General features: G+C 76.1%; 18 protein-coding genes. 8 read left to right on the top strand and 10 right to left on the bottom strand.

From position 1 onward, the window contains the following. Window positions 1-16 precede the first annotated feature (16 nt). Entirely contained in the window at window positions 17-1,003 is a 987-nt protein-coding gene (gene rlmB / locus I4I82_RS16675; protein WP_218591752.1) for a 23S rRNA (guanosine(2251)-2'-O)-methyltransferase RlmB, read from the bottom strand. A 30-nt stretch (window positions 1,004-1,033) separates the two neighbouring features. Then, the gene (gene cysS / locus I4I82_RS16670; protein ID WP_218591753.1) at window positions 1,034-2,425 is read right to left on the bottom strand and encodes a cysteine--tRNA ligase; all 1,392 of its coding nucleotides are present in this window, start codon (window positions 2,423-2,425) and stop codon (window positions 1,034-1,036) included. 97 nt (window positions 2,426-2,522) lie between these two features. Here cysS and I4I82_RS16665 point away from each other — a divergent pair, with 97 nt between their 5' ends. Further along, complete coding sequence (locus I4I82_RS16665; protein WP_225920612.1) at window positions 2,523-2,897, top strand: VOC family protein; 375 nt, start codon at window positions 2,523-2,525, stop codon at window positions 2,895-2,897. 82 nt (window positions 2,898-2,979) lie between these two features. Here the strand turns inward: I4I82_RS16665 and ispF are convergent, their stop codons facing one another. Genes ispF through I4I82_RS16650 form a run of 3 tightly spaced genes read right to left on the bottom strand, consistent with a single transcriptional unit; the run spans window position 2,980 to window position 4,636 of the window. Further along, the gene (ispF, locus tag I4I82_RS16660) at window positions 2,980-3,447 is read right to left on the bottom strand and encodes a 2-C-methyl-D-erythritol 2,4-cyclodiphosphate synthase (RefSeq protein ID WP_218591754.1); all 468 of its coding nucleotides are present in this window, start codon (window positions 3,445-3,447) and stop codon (window positions 2,980-2,982) included. Continuing rightward, on the bottom strand, window positions 3,444-4,133 hold the full coding sequence (locus tag I4I82_RS16655; RefSeq protein ID WP_226370098.1) for an IspD/TarI family cytidylyltransferase: 690 nt from the start codon (window positions 4,131-4,133) through the stop codon (window positions 3,444-3,446). The genes ispF and I4I82_RS16655 overlap by 4 nt, the downstream gene beginning before the upstream one ends. Before the next feature lie 11 nt (window positions 4,134-4,144). Continuing rightward, on the bottom strand, window positions 4,145-4,636 hold the full coding sequence (locus tag I4I82_RS16650) for a CarD family transcriptional regulator (RefSeq protein ID WP_172156854.1): 492 nt from the start codon (window positions 4,634-4,636) through the stop codon (window positions 4,145-4,147). 225 nt (window positions 4,637-4,861) lie between these two features. On the opposite strand from I4I82_RS16650, the gene I4I82_RS16645 reads away from it, so the two are divergent. Next, window positions 4,862-5,542, top strand: coding sequence for a copper chaperone PCu(A)C domain-containing protein (locus I4I82_RS16645; RefSeq protein ID WP_218595848.1), 681 nt, complete (start codon window positions 4,862-4,864; stop codon window positions 5,540-5,542). 4 nt (window positions 5,543-5,546) lie between these two features. Further along, window positions 5,547-6,908 carry a DNA repair protein RadA gene (gene radA, locus I4I82_RS16640; protein ID WP_218593951.1) on the top strand — a complete coding sequence of 454 codons (1,362 nt, stop codon included), beginning with the start codon at window positions 5,547-5,549 and terminating at the stop codon, window positions 6,906-6,908. A gap of 33 nt (window positions 6,909-6,941) precedes the next feature. Here radA and I4I82_RS16635 read toward each other — a convergent pair whose 3' ends face one another. Next, window positions 6,942-7,760, bottom strand: a complete 819-nt coding sequence (locus I4I82_RS16635) for a hypothetical protein (protein ID WP_218595847.1) — start codon at window positions 7,758-7,760, stop codon at window positions 6,942-6,944. Between the two features lie 144 nt (window positions 7,761-7,904). Here I4I82_RS16635 and I4I82_RS16630 point away from each other — a divergent pair, with 144 nt between their 5' ends. Together I4I82_RS16630 and I4I82_RS16625 are read left to right on the top strand one after the other, a co-directional pair. Further along, the gene (locus tag I4I82_RS16630; RefSeq protein ID WP_226370097.1) at window positions 7,905-8,768 is read left to right on the top strand and encodes an HhH-GPD family protein; all 864 of its coding nucleotides are present in this window, start codon (window positions 7,905-7,907) and stop codon (window positions 8,766-8,768) included. A 15-nt stretch (window positions 8,769-8,783) separates the two neighbouring features. Beyond that, window positions 8,784-9,224, top strand: coding sequence for a 2'-5' RNA ligase family protein (locus I4I82_RS16625; protein ID WP_218593949.1), 441 nt, complete (start codon window positions 8,784-8,786; stop codon window positions 9,222-9,224). Here the strand turns inward: I4I82_RS16625 and I4I82_RS16620 are convergent. Then, on the bottom strand, window positions 9,217-9,984 hold the full coding sequence (locus I4I82_RS16620) for an alpha/beta fold hydrolase (protein ID WP_226370096.1): 768 nt from the start codon (window positions 9,982-9,984) through the stop codon (window positions 9,217-9,219). The two genes, I4I82_RS16625 and I4I82_RS16620, sit on opposite strands and share 8 nt — an antisense overlap. 37 nt (window positions 9,985-10,021) lie before the next feature. On the opposite strand from I4I82_RS16620, the gene I4I82_RS16615 reads away from it, so the two are divergent. After that, window positions 10,022-10,738 (top strand): M24 family metallopeptidase, encoded by a 717-nt coding sequence (locus I4I82_RS16615; RefSeq protein WP_226370095.1) that lies wholly within the window; start codon window positions 10,022-10,024, stop codon window positions 10,736-10,738. Here the strand turns inward: I4I82_RS16615 and I4I82_RS16610 are convergent. Both I4I82_RS16610 and I4I82_RS16605 read right to left on the bottom strand, forming a co-directional pair. Next, window positions 10,725-11,210: a hypothetical protein gene (locus I4I82_RS16610; protein ID WP_218593946.1), complete on the bottom strand. Its 486-nt coding sequence runs from the start codon at window positions 11,208-11,210 to the stop codon at window positions 10,725-10,727. The genes I4I82_RS16615 and I4I82_RS16610 overlap by 14 nt on opposite strands. Then, window positions 11,207-12,466, bottom strand: coding sequence for a molybdopterin-dependent oxidoreductase (locus tag I4I82_RS16605; protein ID WP_226370094.1), 1,260 nt, complete (start codon window positions 12,464-12,466; stop codon window positions 11,207-11,209). Before I4I82_RS16605 ends, I4I82_RS16610 begins: the two co-directional genes overlap by 4 nt. A gap of 89 nt (window positions 12,467-12,555) precedes the next feature. Here I4I82_RS16605 and I4I82_RS16600 point away from each other — a divergent pair, with 89 nt between their 5' ends. Both I4I82_RS16600 and I4I82_RS16595 read left to right on the top strand, forming a co-directional pair. Continuing rightward, window positions 12,556-12,864 (top strand): antibiotic biosynthesis monooxygenase family protein, encoded by a 309-nt coding sequence (locus tag I4I82_RS16600; protein WP_218593138.1) that lies wholly within the window; start codon window positions 12,556-12,558, stop codon window positions 12,862-12,864. Window positions 12,865-12,947: 83 nt separating this feature from the next. After that, complete coding sequence (locus I4I82_RS16595; RefSeq protein WP_218593139.1) at window positions 12,948-13,691, top strand: SIR2 family NAD-dependent protein deacylase; 744 nt, start codon at window positions 12,948-12,950, stop codon at window positions 13,689-13,691. Here I4I82_RS16595 and I4I82_RS16590 read toward each other — a convergent pair. Then, window positions 13,657-15,153, bottom strand: coding sequence for a hypothetical protein (locus tag I4I82_RS16590; protein ID WP_218593140.1), 1,497 nt, complete (start codon window positions 15,151-15,153; stop codon window positions 13,657-13,659). The two genes, I4I82_RS16595 and I4I82_RS16590, sit on opposite strands and share 35 nt — an antisense overlap. Window positions 15,154-15,251 lie beyond the last annotated feature (98 nt).

Here is a 15,251-nt window from a genome sequence, read left to right as displayed (position 1 = left end):
CTGCTGCGGTAGGGGTCTAGCGGAGCCGGGCCCGGCGCTGCCGCGAGATCTCGGCGAGCACCACGCCGGCGGCGACGGAGGCGTTGAGCGACTCCACCGGCCCGGCCATCGGGATCGACACCGTGACGTCGCAGGTCTGCTTGACCAGGCGCCCGAGGCCCTTGCCCTCCGAGCCGATCACGATGACGACCGGGTCGGTGGCGAGCTCGAACTCGTCGAGGGTGACGTCGCCGTCGGCGGCGAGCCCGGCGATCATCAGCCCGGCCGAGGCGTACTCCTGCAGCGTCCGCGTGAGGTTGGTGGCGCGGGCGACGGGCACGCGGGCGGCGGTGCCGGCCGATGTCCGCCACGCGACGGCCGTCATGCCGGCGGCGCGGCGCTGCGGCACGACGACGCCGTGGCCGCCGAACGCGCCGACCGAGCGCACGACGGCGCCGAGGTTGCGCGGGTCGGTGACGCCGTCGAGCGCGACGATCAGCGCCGGGTCGCCGCTGTCGCCCGCGATCTCCAGCAGCTCGTCGGGGTGCGCGTAGGCGTAGGGCGGCACCTGGAGCGCGAGGCCCTGGTGCAGCGCGCCGCCCGACATCTTGTCGAGGTCGGTCTTCGCGACCTCGAGGATCGAGATGCCCATGTCGGCGGCCAGGCTGACGGCCTCTCGCACGCGGTCGTCGGTGGTGGTGCCGATCGCGACCTGCAGCGCCGTGGCCGGGACGCCCGCGCGCAGGCACTCGACGACGGGGTTGCGGCCGAGCACGGTCTCGGGCGTCTCGCCGTCGCCCGCGCGACGGCGGTTGGCGCCGCCGCCGGGACGGCCGCGGTTGGCGGCCGAGCGCTCGGCGAGCTTGGCCCGGCGCGCCGCGGGGTGGTTGGGGCGCTCCTCCTTGGGCGGGGTCGGGCCCTTGCCCTGCAGCTGCTTGCGGCGCTGCCCGCCGGAACCGACGACCATCCCCTTCTTCGTGCCGTCCTTGCGCATCGCTCCGCGACGCTGGGAATTGCCGGCCATCTAGGTCACTTCTCCGTCGGAACTGTGGGGTCAGGCATCTTTGAGCGTCCAGGTGGGCCCGTCGGGGCCGTCCTCCACGGACACCCCGGCGGCCGTGAGGCGGGCGCGCACCTCGTCGGCGGTGGCGAAGTCGCGCTCGGCGCGGGCCGCGGTGCGCTGCGCGAGCAGCGCCTCGACCAGCGAGGTGAGTGCAGCGGACGCGGCGTCGTCGGCGCCGGAGGCGGCGAGCCAGCGGGCGTCGAGGGGGTCGAGGCCGAGCACGCCGGTCATGGCGCGCACGGTCTCGGCGGCGGCGGTGGCGGCGCCGCGGTCGCCGGCGTCGAGCGCGGTGTTGCCCTCGCGCACGGCGCCGTGGACGGCGGCGAGCGCCCCGGGCGTGCCGAGGTCGTCGTCGAGCGCGGCGGCGAACGCGACCGACGGAGTGCCGACGCCGGGCAGCCCGGCGCGCTCGCGGACGCGGTGCACGAACGACTCGATGCGACGGTAGGCCGCGACGGCCTCGTGCAGCGCGGTGTCGGAGAACTCGATCGCCGACCGGTAGTGCGGGCCGACCAGGTAGTAGCGCAGCTCGACGCCGCGGACCTGGCGCAGCAGGACGTCGATGCCGAGCGTGTTGCCCAGCGACTTCGACATCTTCTCCCCGCCCATCGTCACCCAGGCGTTGTGCAGCCAGTAGCGGGCGAACGGGTCGCCGGCCGCGTGGCTCTGCGCGAGCTCGTTCTCGTGGTGGGGGAACACCAGGTCGAGCCCGCCGCCGTGGATGTCGAACTCCGGCCCGAGGTAGGTCGTGGCCATCGCCGAGCACTCGAGGTGCCAGCCGGGGCGGCCCGGGCCCCACGGCGTCGGCCAGCTCGGCTCGCCCGGCTTCGCGGCCTTCCACAGGGCGAAGTCGACGGCGTCGCGCTTGCAGCCGGTCTCGGCCTCGCCCTGCTCCACCTCGTCGACGCGCTGCCCCGACAGCGCGCCGTACTCGGGGAACGAGCGCACCGAGAAGTAGACGTCGCCGCCCGCGGCGTAGGCGTGCCCGCCGTCGATCAGGCGCTGCATGAGCTCGACCATCTGCGGCACGTGGCCGGTGGCGCGGGGCTCGATCGACGCGGGCAGGCAGCCCAGCGCGTCGTAGGCGGCCTGGAAGGCGCGCTCGTGCGTGGCCGCCCACTCCCACCAGGGGCGGCCGTGGTCGGCGGCCTTGGTGAGGATCTTGTCGTCGATGTCGGTGACGTTGCGGACGAGCGTGACGTCGAGCCCGGAGTGGGCGAGCCAGCGCCGCAGGACGTCGTAGTTCAGGCCGCTGCGGACGTGACCGATGTGCGGCAGGCCCTGCACCGTGGCCCCGCAGACGTAGATCGACGCAGCCCCGGGACGCACGGGGACGAAGTCCCGCTGCTCTCGTGTGGCGGTGTCGAACAGGCGCAGGGTCACACCGTCCAGAGTACGGACCGCCTCCCGCGCCGCTCCTAGCAGGGGACATCCGCTTTGTCCACGACGCGGCGCCGCGCGGTGCGTCACCCTGGCGCCCATGACCGATCTCTACCCGCGCCTCGTCGTGGCCGGTGCCGACGAGGCCCTGGCCTTCTACTCCGCCGCCTTCGCAGGGGAGGTGAGCGAGCGGTTCACCGGGCCCGACGGCAACGTCGTGCACGCGATGGTGGTCGTGGACGGCGTGAAGTTCGCCGTCAAGGACGCCGACGAGTACGACCCCGCCCCGACCGCGGGCGCCGTGCCGGTGATCGTCGCGCTGTACGTCGACGACCCCGACGCGGTGGCCGACCGGATGGTCGCGCAGGGGGCGACCGTCGTGTTCCCCGTGGCCGACCAGGAGTACGGGGAGCGCGGCGGCCGGCTCGCCGATCCGTTCGGCCACCTGTGGATGGTGGCGCGACCGATGGACTGACCCCGCCGAGTTTGCCGCCGCCGCCCGGCGTCTTGGCCGCCTGACGGCCAACACCCCGGGCACGGGCGGCAACTCGCGGGGGTTAGGGCGTGGGGAGGAGGAGGGCCGTCGCGACGGCCGCGATGCCCTCGCCCCGGCCCGTCAGGCCCAGGCCGTCGGTGGTCGTGCCGGACACCGCGACCGGGCCGCCGACGGCGTCGGAGAGGACCTCTTGGGCCTCCGTGCGCCGGGTGCCGATCTTCGGGGCGTTGCCGATCACCTGCACCGCCGCGTTCCCGACGGTCCACCCGGCGTCCTCCACGAGCCGGCGCACCTCGGTGAGCAGTGTGACCCCGCTCGCGCCCGACCACTCCGGGCGGCCGGTGCCGAACACCGCGCCGAGGTCGCCGAGCGCGGCGGCCGACAGCAGGGCGTCGCACAGTGCGTGGGCGGCGACATCGCCGTCGGAGTGCCCCGCGCAGCCGTCGACGCCGGGCCAGAGCAGCCCCGCGACCCAGCAGGGGCGCCCGGCCTCGACCGGGTGCACGTCGGTGCCGATGCCGACCCTCACGACGGACCCGCCAGGGCGCGCTCGGCGAGACCGCGGTCCCAGTCGTCGTGGACGGCGAACGCGAGCGGGTGTCCGGGCACGGTGTGCACGCTGCCACCCGCCCCGGTCCACGCCAGCACCGGATCCGGGAGCGCGGCGGCGATCACGGACGCGGCCAGTGCGCCGTCGAAGCCCTGGGGCGTCTGCACCACGCGCAGCGCGGCGCGGTCGGGGCCACCGTGCAGCAGACCGCCCGCGGCGACCTCCTTGACGGTGTCGGCCAGCGGCAGCACGGGCACCACGGCCCGGTGCCCGGCCAGCACCGCGTCGACGACGGAGCGTGCCGTCGCCACCGGGACGAGGGGCCGCGCGGCGTCGTGGACGAGCAGGCAGGAACCGGAGGTGACCGGACCGTCACCAAACATGCCACCCGGTCGTTGACCGCCGTGTGCCCAGAGAGCAGCGACGGAGCCGTGCACGGCGACGGGCAGCCCTGCGCACGCGGCGTCCACAGCGGACACCAACGCGGCGTGCTCCACATCGGATCGCGGCGCACCGGAACCCGGCGGCGCCACCAGCACGTCGGCGCGCAGGATCCCCGGCACGGCCAGCACCACCCGCACGGAGCGCACCACGAGGGGGGCGCTCCGCAGGGGGGTGAGGACGTCCGGGAATCCGGCGACGATCACGACCGCGTGGACGTGCACGCGGTGCGGGATCAGGCGCTGGCGGTGGCGAGGACCTCGTCGAGGAGGACCTCGGCGCGCTCCTCGTCGGTGCCCTCGGCCAGGGCGAGCTCGCTGACGAGGATCTGCCGGGCCTTGGCCAGCATGCGCTTCTCGCCCGCGGACAGCCCACGGTCCTTCTCACGGCGCCACAGGTCGCGGACGACCTCGGCCACCTTGTTGACGTCGCCCGACGCCAGCTTCTCGAGGTTCGCCTTGTACCGGCGCGACCAGTTGGTGGGCTCCTCGGTGTGCGGTGCGCGAAGCACCTCGAACACCTTGTCGAGACCCTCTTGCCCCACCACGTCACGAACGCCGACGACCTCGGCGTTCTCGGCGGGAACACGCACCGTGAGATCCCCCTGGGCCACCTTCAGGACGAGGTACTTGCGCTCCTCGCCCTTGATGGTCCGGGTTTCGATGGCCTCGATGAGAGCGGCACCGTGGTGCGGGTAGACAACGGTCTCTCCGACCTTGAAAACCATGTGTCCATAGCCCCTTTCGCTGCACCCAGGTTAACACGGCCGACCAGCACCCCGCCGCGTGGGCCGCGCCGTCGTCGCAGGTCAGGGGCTTGACAAGCAGAGGCAAACGTGGTGGGCACAGCCGCGTCCAGCCCGTCGTGATCCCGTGACTAGGCTGGAAGCCCTGGTCGCCGGTGCGCCCGGAGCGCGACGAATCCACGCCGGCGCGGAAAGGACGATGCCACCGTGAGCCGCACCGCGCGCACCCACCGCACCGCCGCGCCAGCGAGGTCCGGCCTCCTCGCCGGCGTGCTGGTCGGGGCCCTGGCACTGACCGGCTGCGGGGCCGGCCAGATCGCCGGCACCGCCGAGCAGGTCGCGGCGGTCAACGGCAGCAACGCGGTGGTCGGCGCGATCGCCGTCCGCGACGCCGTCATCGTCTACGGCGAGCAGCCGGTCCAGAACGGCGTGGTGTACACCCGCGGCTCGGACGCCCCGCTGAACCTCTTCATCATCAACGAGGGCGAGGAGGCCGACACCCTGGTCTCCGCGAGCAGCCCCTGGGCGAGCTCGGTGACGATCGCCGGGGTCACCGAGATCCCCGCCGGCCGCTCGATCGCCGTCGAGGGCGAGATCGCCGCCGAGGAGTCGCCGGCCACCGGCACGCGCTCCCCGTCGGCCGCCCCCACGACCAGCCCCGCCCCCACCAGCGCGGCCGCCACCGGCGCGCCTTCCGGTGCGCCCGCGCCGCCGGAGTCGGGCGCCGAGGCCGAGGGCACCCAGATCGTGCTCACCGGCCTGCTCGACGACATCCGCGCCGGCGTCTCCTACGACGTCACGCTGGTCTTCGAGCGTGCGGGCGAGGTCACCGTCAACGTGCCCGTCGGCGCCACCGAGGAGCCCCGCGAGGACGAGCCCGGCGCGTGACGCCGTGACCGGCCGCACCCGGGCCCCGCGCAGCACCTACCGCTGCTCGGAGTGCGGCCACCAGGCCGCGCAGTGGGTCGGGCGCTGCCCGTCCTGCCAGGCCTGGGGCTCGCTGGAGGCCACGGCCGCGGCGGCCGCCCCGGCACGCCCGCGGGTGGTCGCGGCCGGCGCGCCCAGCTCCCCCGCGCGGCGCATCGGCGACGTCGGTCTCGACGTCGCCCGCGCCCGCTCCACCGGGGTGTCCGAACTGGACCGCGTGCTCGGCGGCGGCATCGTCCCGGGCGCGGTGGTGCTGCTCGCGGGCGAGCCCGGTGTCGGGAAGTCCACACTGCTCCTGGAGGTGGCCGCGAAGGCCACCGGGCGCGTGCTGTACGTCACGGGCGAGGAGTCGGCGGGGCAGGTGCGGCTGCGCGCCGAGCGCACCGGCGCCGTCCACGACGAGCTGTACCTGGCCGCGGAGTCCGACCTGGGCGCGATCGTCGCCCACATCGACGAGCTGCGACCCGACCTGCTCGTCGTCGACTCCATCCAGACGATGTCCACGGCCGACGTCGACGGCTCACCGGGCGGGGTGACGCAGACCCGCGCGGTCACCGTCGCCCTCACCGGTCTCGCCAAGGACCGCGGGCTGCCGGTCGTCCTCGTGGGACACGTCACGAAGGACGGCGGCATCGCCGGGCCGCGCGTGCTCGAGCACCTCGTCGACGTCGTCCTGTCCTTCGAGGGCGACAAGCACTCCACGCTGCGCATGGTCCGGGGCGTCAAGAACCGCTTCGGCCCCGCCGACGAGGTGGGCTGCTTCGAGCTGCGCGACTCCGGGATCGTCGGCCTGCCCGATCCCTCGGGCCTGTTCCTGGCCCGCTTCGGCGGGCCGCCGGTGCCCGGCACCGCCGTCACGGTCGTCATGGACGGGCGGCGGCCGCTGCCCGCCGAGCTCCAGGCGCTCGTCACCGGCAAGGACATCCCGAGCCCGCGCCGGGCCGTCAGCGGGCTCGACAACGCCCGCGTCGCGATGCTGCTCGCCGTGCTGGAGAAGCGCGCCGGGGTGCGGCTGCACGACGCGGAGGTCTACGCGGCGACCGTCGGCGGGATGCGGGTCACCGAGCCCGCCGCCGACCTCGCGATGGCGCTGGCGATCGCCTCGGCCCGCAGCGACGTCGCCCTGCCCGCCGACGTCGTCGTGCTGGGTGAGCTGGGGCTGGCCGGTGAGGTCCGCCGCGTCACCGGGCTCGACCGGCGCCTCGCCGAGGCCGCCCGGCTGGGCTTCACGCACGCGCTCGTGCCGCCGGACCCCGGGCCCGGGCCGCCCGGCATGAAGGTCACCGAGGTGCACGACCTGGCGTCGGTGGCGCGGATGTTCCGGTGACCCCGGGCCTGCAGCGACTCAGGGCGCTACGGCTCAGGGGCTGCGCAGGAACGGCGCCGGCCGGCTGATGACGTCGTCGACGCGGGTCAGCACCCGGTAGGCCCCCGCCGGCACCTCGGTGCGCGCCTGCGCGCAACCCGGCGTCGAGGTCCGGCCGGCCCAGCGCACCGCGAACGCGACCGGCTGGCCGGGCACCAGCGTGCGCAGGTCCACCGTGGTCGGGTTGACGCAGTCGTTGCTCGACCACAGCCGGTCGACGCCGTCGCCGCTCCAGACGACGATCTCCTGGCGGGCGCCGTCGAGGTCGCGCACGCACGGCTGCTCGCTGATGTTGACGACGACCAGCCGCAGCGTCGGGCGCTCCCCGACACGGTGCTCGGGCTCGTCGATCTCCGCGCTGACCGAGATCATCTCGTTGGTGCAGGGCACGGGACCGGACGGCGGTACGGGCACCGAGGGCGGCACCGGCACGGGAGCACGGGGGGTGTCGTCGGGGAGCACGACCTCCGACGTGGTCGCCGACGCCTCGGACGTCGTCCCCTCGGCTGCGGCCGCGTCCGGCGTGGCCCCACCCGGACCGGCCCCGCCCGTGGCATCCTCCGCGGAGGCGACGTCCCCGGTGGCCGACGGACCCGCCCCCGGCGACGACGGGGGCGCCGGGGACGGGTCGGCCTGCTGGGGAGCGGTCATGGCGGCGCGGCCGGGCTGGGCCGTGGCGGTGGTGGCAGGCGGGGTCAGGAGCGCGGCGACGGTCCAGACGACGGCGAGGAGCGCGACGACCGTCGACAGGATCGCCACGAACCGCCGCCTCCAGTAGACCGAGGCGGGAAGCGGACCGACCGGCTCCCACATGTGACGGAGCGTATCCGAATAGTTACCACGAGTTGCGGATGTCGGCGCGTCGGCGCGTCGAGGCGTGCGGCTGCGCCACCCGTGAGCGGGAACCTCGGCCAGGGCCGGGGTTGCCGCTCACGACCTCCGTGGCACGATCGGCCGGTGCTGCCCGGACTGGTGCTCGACTGGTTCCGCACGCACGCCCGCGACCTCCCGTGGCGCCGCCCCGACACCACCCCGTGGGGCGTCCTGGTCAGCGAGTTCATGCTCCAGCAGACGCCCGTGGCCCGCGTCGAGCCGATCTGGACCGACTGGATGGCGCGCTGGCCCACACCGTCGGCCTTCGCCGCCGCCTCCCGCGCCGACGTGCTGCGCGCCTGGGGCAAGCTCGGCTACCCGCGCCGCGCGCTGCGCCTGCACGCGGCCGCCGCCGTCATCGCCACCGAGCACGGCGACGCGGTCCCGGCCGACGTGGACGAGCTGGAGGCGCTGCCGGGCGTCGGCTCCTACACCGCCCGCGCCGTGCTCGCCTTCGGCCACGGCCGCCGCGCACCCGTCGTCGACACCAACGTGCGCCGGGTCGTCGCCCGGGCCGTGCACGGAGCCGGCGACGCCGGGCCCGCCCGCACCCGGGCCGACCTCGCCGACGTCGACGCCCTGCTGCCCGCCGACGACGCCACCGCCGCGGTGCTCTCGGCCGGGCTCATGGAGCTCGGCGCCGTCGTCTGCACCGCCCGCGCACCCCGCTGCGGCGACTGCCCGGTGATCGCGGCGTGCGCGTGGCAGGCGGCCGGGCGTCCCGCCTACGACGGGCCGCGCAAGGCGGCGCAGGGCTTCGCCGGCACCGACCGCCAGGTCCGCGGGCGGCTGCTCGACGTGCTCCGCGCAGCCACCGACCCGGTCGACCGGGCGACGCTCGACGCCGCCTGGTCCGACGCCGCACAGCGGGACCGCTGCCTGCACTCCCTGCTCGTCGACGGCCTCGCCGAGCAGCACGACGACGGCCGGTTCGCCCTCCCGGTGTGAGATAGGTTCCGCCGGGTGCAGCGCGTGCGGTTCCGGCTCGACGACGCCGCGGCGGCCGCGCTGCGGGCCCTGCGCGCCGCCGTCGGGGGGCCGGGCGACGAGCCGGCGATCACCGCCGCCGCGGCCTCGGTGGTGCCACCGCCCGCCCGCGCCGCGCTGGAGGCCGAGCTGCGGCTGCTGGTGCTCCCCTCGATCTGGCTCGCCACGCTGGGCACGGTCGCGGGGCGGCCCGACGAGCTCGTGCTCGCCGCCGTCGTCGACGCCGAGCTGCTCGCCGTGCACGCCGCCGTCCACGACGCGCTGGCCGGGCGCGTCAGGGGGCCGGTCGCCGCCTACCTCCCCGGGGCCTGGCTCCCGCACTGCGTGCTCGCCGCGCAGGCGCCCGCGACGGCGTTCGCCGCGCTGCACCCGGTGGAGCCGGTGCGGGCGCGGGTGGTCGGCGTCGAGATCACCTGATCCGGGCCAGGAACGACTCGACCGCCGTCCGGTAGGCCTGGGGCGCAGCGCGGTGCACCAGGTGGCCCGTGCCGGGCACGCGGACGTGCGTCACGTCGGACAGGCGCCGCGCCATCTCGGCCATCTGCCCGGGCGGGGCCACCGACTCCTCCGCCTCGAGCAGTAGCACCGGGCAGCGCACGGCGTCGAGCAGCGGCCAGAACGCGGTGCGCGCCCACTCGCCGGCGATCTCCGCGGCGTCGGCGGCCGAGGTGCGCAGGTGCAGGCCGTCGGCGCGGCGCTCGACGCACTCGGCCATGTAGTCGCCGAACTCCGGGCGCGGCCACCCGAACGCCTCGCGCACGGCGTCGAGGGAGGCGAAGGGCTGGGGCACGGCGGCGAACCAGGCGCGGGCGGCTCCGGCGTCGCGGCCGACGAAGTCGACCCCCATGTCCTCGACGACCAGCGCGCGCACGAGGTCGGGCCGCGCGGCGGCCAGCGCGAGGCCGTGCAGGCCCCCCATCGAGTGGCCGATCACCACGCCCGGCCCGTCGAGGACGGGGGCGAGGTCGGCGGCCATCGCCGCGACGGTCCACGGCCCGCGCGCCGGCGAGTCCCCGTGCCCGCGCGCGTCGACGGCCAGGACACGGCCGTGCGCGGTGAGCCAGCGCGCCACCGGCTCCCAGGTCGCGGCGCACCCCATCAGGCCGTGCAGCAGCAGGACCGGCTCCCCGCTCCCGCCGAACTCCGTGAGCCCGATCCCGTCGCCCGTGGTCCGCACGGGGGCCATGATGGCGGTAGCGACGAGGGGAGGCACGGTGCCGGGCGCGGGGACGAACACGGGGACCATCGACGAGGCGCAGCGCGAGGCGCGGCTCGTGGCGGCGGAGGAGCAGGCCGAGGAGCTGTTCGCCGAGGTGGAGCGGCGCGGGTTGATCGCGGCGGGCGAGCGCGAGTCGGCCGTCAGCGACCGCGTGCGCGATCTGGCCGCCGAGCTGTTCGGCGTCGAGAAGCACTGGCACAAGCGGGTGGTGCGCGCCGGCCCGAACACCCTCGAGCCCTACCGGCAGAACCCGCCGGACCGCGTGATCGGCGCCGACGACATCGTGTTCGTCGACCTCGGGCCGGTCTTCGCCGAGTGGGAGGCCGACGTCGGCCGCACGTTCGTGCTGGGCGACGACCCGGTGAAGCTGCGGCTGCAGGCCGACCTGCCGCGCGTCTGGACCGACGCCCGTGCCCACTTCGAGGCCACGCCCGACATCACCGGCGCGCAGCTCTACGCGCACGTCTGCGAGCTGGCGGAGGCGGCGGGCTGGGAGTTCGGCGGGCCGCACGCGGGGCACCTGGTCGGGGAGTTCCCGCACGAGCTCCTCGACGGCGAGCGCATCGAGTCCTACATCGCGCCGCAGAGCACGAAGCCGATGCGGCGTCCCGACGTCGGCGGCAAGCGCAGCCACTGGATCCTCGAGGTGCACCTCGTCGACCGGGAGCGGCGGATCGGCGGGTTCCGGGAGCAGCTGCTCACCCTGCGCTGACGGGGCGGCGCGCCCGCCGCACGCGCACCGCGTAGAGCAGCGCCGACCCGGCGAACAGCACGCCGGTGAAGCCGAGCCAGCGGCCGAGGTAGACGTCGGTGGTGAGGCCCGTCGCGCCGGTGTAGGCGTCCTCCCGCCCGCCCAGGACCAGCGGGAACCACACGAGCATCACGAGGCCGGAGAACGCGACGGGCACGCGCAGGTGGTTGATCCACGCGACGCCCGTCGCGGCGGGGAGCGGGCGGGCGCGGCGCAGCAGGCGGCCCTGTGCGGCGGAGTCGGCGAGGGCGTAGACGGGCAGGAACACGACGTCGTGCAGCACCGCGGCGCCGACGAACCAGGTCGCGATCGCGAGCCACGGCGCACCCTCGGCCAGCACCCGGCTCGCCGCGTACCCGGCCAGGCCGAGCGCGGCCAGGTGCAGCAGCAGGTGCAGCGGGCGCTCGCCGTAGAACCGCCGGAACGCGGTCACGGCGTCACCACCGTCAGGCGCCCGACCCACTTGGTCGCGTGCACGCCCGGCGCCGCCGGGATCATCGTGCGCGCGGGGAAGCCGTGGTCGAGCGAGAGGTCCTCGCCGCCGACCAGCAGCGCGAGCAAGGAGCGCTCCGCCTGCGACTGCCCGACGCTCAGGCTCACCCGCCCGAACGCCCCGCCCGCCTGGAACGACTCGACGAGCAGGCGGTCGCGGTCGGTGCCGCCGGCGAGCCGGACGAGGTCGGCCAGCCGCACACCGGTCCAGGACCGCGAGACCGACCAGCCCTCCACGCAGGCGATCGGCAGCTCGTAGGTGTGCTGCGGCAGCGCGAGCAGGTCGGCGCGGGTGAACCGGCGCGTCCCGGACGGGCCCGCGAGCTCGAGGCGCCAGGCGTCGGCCAGGTCCTGGGTGACGCCCGCCGTCGCCGCCGTCTTGTTCACCGGGAAGGCGTTGGCCCCCTCCCCCACGTCGCGGTCGTGCGGGGCGAACAGCGCGGTGCGGCGCAGCGGGCCGTCGAGCGTCTGTCCGATGTAGAGCCCGAACAGCGTGGCCGAGGCGGCGCCGACGAACAGCGCGGCGCCGCGGCGCGAGACCGTGGGCGGGGCGGGGTCGGCCGACACCAGACCGCCCGGCTCGTAGGGCTCGGGCCGGGTGTCGGCGGTGCGCGTGCGGGCGATCCCGGCGGGCCGGTCGCGCAGCGAGCGCACCATCGTCGGGAGCTTGAGCACCACGTGCGCGACGAACGCGCCGAGGAACACCCACGCCCCGTAGAAGTGGGCGGTGTAGAAGGAGAACGGGAAGACGTAGAAGACCTGGATGTTGAGGATCCCGGTCACGAACTGGAACACGATCCCGCCGACGAGCAGCAGCAGCGTCACCCGCTCCAGGGCGTGGCCGACCGAGCGCACCGGCGGCAGCTCGAACAGCCGCGGGATGACCGACCACAGCTTGGCCAGCACCACGGGCACCAGCGCGATGCCCAGCGCGACGTGCGCGCCCTGCGTCAGCCGGTAGAGCCACGGCGGGTCGGTCGGCCAGTCGAACAGGTAGGCGCCCAGCAGCGCGCGGCCCGGGGTCGCGTCGTTGCCCGGCAGGTCCGGCTCGTAGGCGGCGTAGGACAGCAGGCCGGTCACGACCAGCACGGTCACCCCGACCAGCAGCACCAGCCCGAGCGCGGCCGTCAGCCAGGGGCCGCGCAGCGGGCTGCGCCAGTTCGGGAGGGTCGCGGTGCGCAGGCGTTCGAGGGTCACAGGAGCAGTGATAGCCCCCCGGAGCGCCCCGGAACGGCCCGGTCACCGTTCCGTAAGCGGGGACCACCCGGGCGGCTAACCTGGACGGCATGTCCGTCGTGAAGATCAACGCCATCGAGGTCCCCGAGGGCGCAGGCCCCGAGCTGGAGAAGCGCTTCGCCAACCGGCTGCACGCGGTCGACGGCCAGCCGGGCTTCGAGTCCTTCGAGCTGCTGCGCCCCGTCGCGGGCGAGACGCGCTACTTCGTGGTCACGCACTGGGCCGACGAGGAGTCGTTCCGGGCCTGGATGACGGGTTCGGCCATGGAGGCGCACTCGGGCGAGCGGGCCCGGCCGGTCGGCACGGGCTCGTCGGTGCTCGAGTTCGAGGTCGTGCAGCGCTCCGTCGCCTCGTCCTGAGCCCCGTCCTGGCCACCGACCTCGACCGCGCCGCCGACCTGCTCCGCGGGGCGGGGGCGCTGCTGGTGTGCGCCGGCGCGGGCATGGGGGTCGACTCCGGCCTGCCCGACTTCCGCGGGCCCGAGGGCTTCTGGAGCGCCTACCCGCCCTACCGCGCGCTGGGGCTGCGCTTCGCCGAGATCGCCGACCCGGTGCACTTCGTCGACGACCCGGAGCTGGCGTGGGGCTTCTACGGCCACCGCCTCGGGCTCTACCGCGCGACCGTCCCGCACGCGGGCTTCGCGGTGCTGCGCGCCTGGGCCGCGGAGCGCCCGACGCGCGTGTTCACCTCGAACGTCGACGGCCAGTTCCAGCGCGCCGGGATGAGCGGCGTCGCGGAGTGCCACGGGTCGATCCACCACCTGCAGTGCACGCTGGACTGCGGGCAGCCGGTGTGGCCGGCCGACGACGTCGAGGTGGTCGTCGACCGGGCCACGATGCGGGCGGTGCCGCCGCTGCCGCGCTGCCCCGCGTGCGGGGCGCTCGCGCGGCCCAACATCCTCATGTTCGGCGACGTCGAGTGGGACCCGGCGCGCTCCGGGACCCAGATGACGGCGCACCGCGCCTGGCTGCGCGAGCACCGGGCCGACCTGGCCGTCGTCGAGCTGGGGGCGGGCACGGGGATCCCGACGGTGCGCCGCGAGGCCGAGCTCGCGTCGGCGGCCACCGGGGCGCTGGTCCGGATCAACCCCCGCGAGCCCGAGGTGCGCCACGGCCGCGGGATCGGGCTCGCCGCCCCCGCGGCCGCCACCCTCACGGCGCTGGACGACCTCCTGCACGACCGCTGAGCAGCGCCGCCACCTCGGGGTGGCCGGTGTGGCCGGCCCACTCCCGCGGGGTGGCGTCGAACCGGCCGTCGCGGGCGTCGGGGTCGGCGCCCAGCTCCAGCAGCAGCCGGGCCAGCGCGGCGTCGCCCGCCGCGGCGGCGTGGTGCAGCGCGGTCTCCCAGCCGCCTTCGGCCGGGACGTCGGTGCGGGCCCGGGCCGAGACGTCCCAGCCCAGTTCGGCGGCCAGCCGCAGCGCGTCCGGCCCCGCCGCGACCGCCGCCCACGCCACCAGCCCCGGCCGCCGCGCCCTGGCCCGCGCCACGGCGTCCGCGCCGAGCCGCTGCGCCGCGTCGCGGTCGGCGGCGAGGACCGCGGCGAGCACCTGCTCCTCCTCCTCGAGCGGCACCTGCGCACCGAGCCCGGCCAGTACGTCGGCCACGGCGGTCCGGCCGCTGGTGAGCGCGACGGCGTAGGGCGGGCGCCGCGGCACGCCGTAGCGTCCCGGCAGCGGCGCGGTCAGGTCGACGCCGTGGCGGGCGAGCAGCGCCACCCGGTCGGCGAACCCGCTCGTCACCGCCCACGACAGCTGCTGGCGCAGGAGGTCGGCCGGGCTGTCGAGCGTCGTGCCGAGCCGGCGGCGCCACGGCCCGCCGTCACCGCGCCCGAGCCCCGCGGCCAGCAGGAGCTCGAGGTGGTCGTCGGCCGGGGAGAACTGGCGGTTGTAGAGCGTCTGGGAGTCGTTGGGGTCGGCGCCGGCGTCGAGCAGGACCCGGGCCAGCGCGTGCTGGCGCGGGTGCGGCGGCTGCCCGCCCTCGCCGCCCCCGAACGCGCCCGTGAGCAGCGTGAACGGCGACGGGAGGCCGTGCCAGAGGTAGCCGGTGTCGGGGTCGGCGCCGTGGTCGAGGAGCAGACGGGCGGTGGCGGTGACCGCGTCCGCGGCGGGTGCGGGCTCGGGCCGGGCGAAGGCCAGGTAGGCGACCGGGGGCCAGCGGTGCGGCCCGCCCTCGCGCGTCGCCAGGGCCGGGTCGGCGGCGAGCAGGCGGGCCACCTCGTCGGCGTCGGCGCGGGCGGCGGCCACCCACACGTCACCGCCGGCGATCTCCGGGTGGGCGGCGAGCACGGCGGGCGCCGACCGCTGCAGCGGCCCGTCCTCGTCGCCGAAGGCGAGGCTGACGCGGCGCAGGTACTCCGTCGCCGGGTCCTCGGAGACCGGGGCCCGGTCGGGTGCGCGCAGGTGCTCGCGAACGACGCCGACGTGGTGAGCCAGCGCGGACCAGCCGCCGAACCCGTACAGCCGGGCCAGCACGAGCCGGGCGGCGTGCAGCGGCCAGCCGGCGCGGTCGGCGGGGACGCCGCCGGGGTGGTGCCCGGCGACGAGCGCCAGCGCGCGCTCGTCGCCCTCGCGCACGCCGCGTTGCAGGTCGCGGGCCTGCTCGCGCAGCCGGCCGAGGTCGGGGTCGTCGGGCAGGGGGGCGGTCGGCATCGCGACCTCCTCCAGGGGCCCGTGGGGCTCTGCCCTGCCCGCGGACCCGGTGGCGCACGGGACGCGCCGCCGCCCACAGTAGCGACCCGCGCGGGCCG

The organism is Pseudonocardia oceani, from assembly GCF_019263585.2.
In the GTDB taxonomy this organism is placed as follows: domain Bacteria; phylum Actinomycetota; class Actinomycetes; order Mycobacteriales; family Pseudonocardiaceae; genus Pseudonocardia; species Pseudonocardia oceani.
This window is presented reverse-complemented; position numbering and strand designations above follow the sequence as displayed.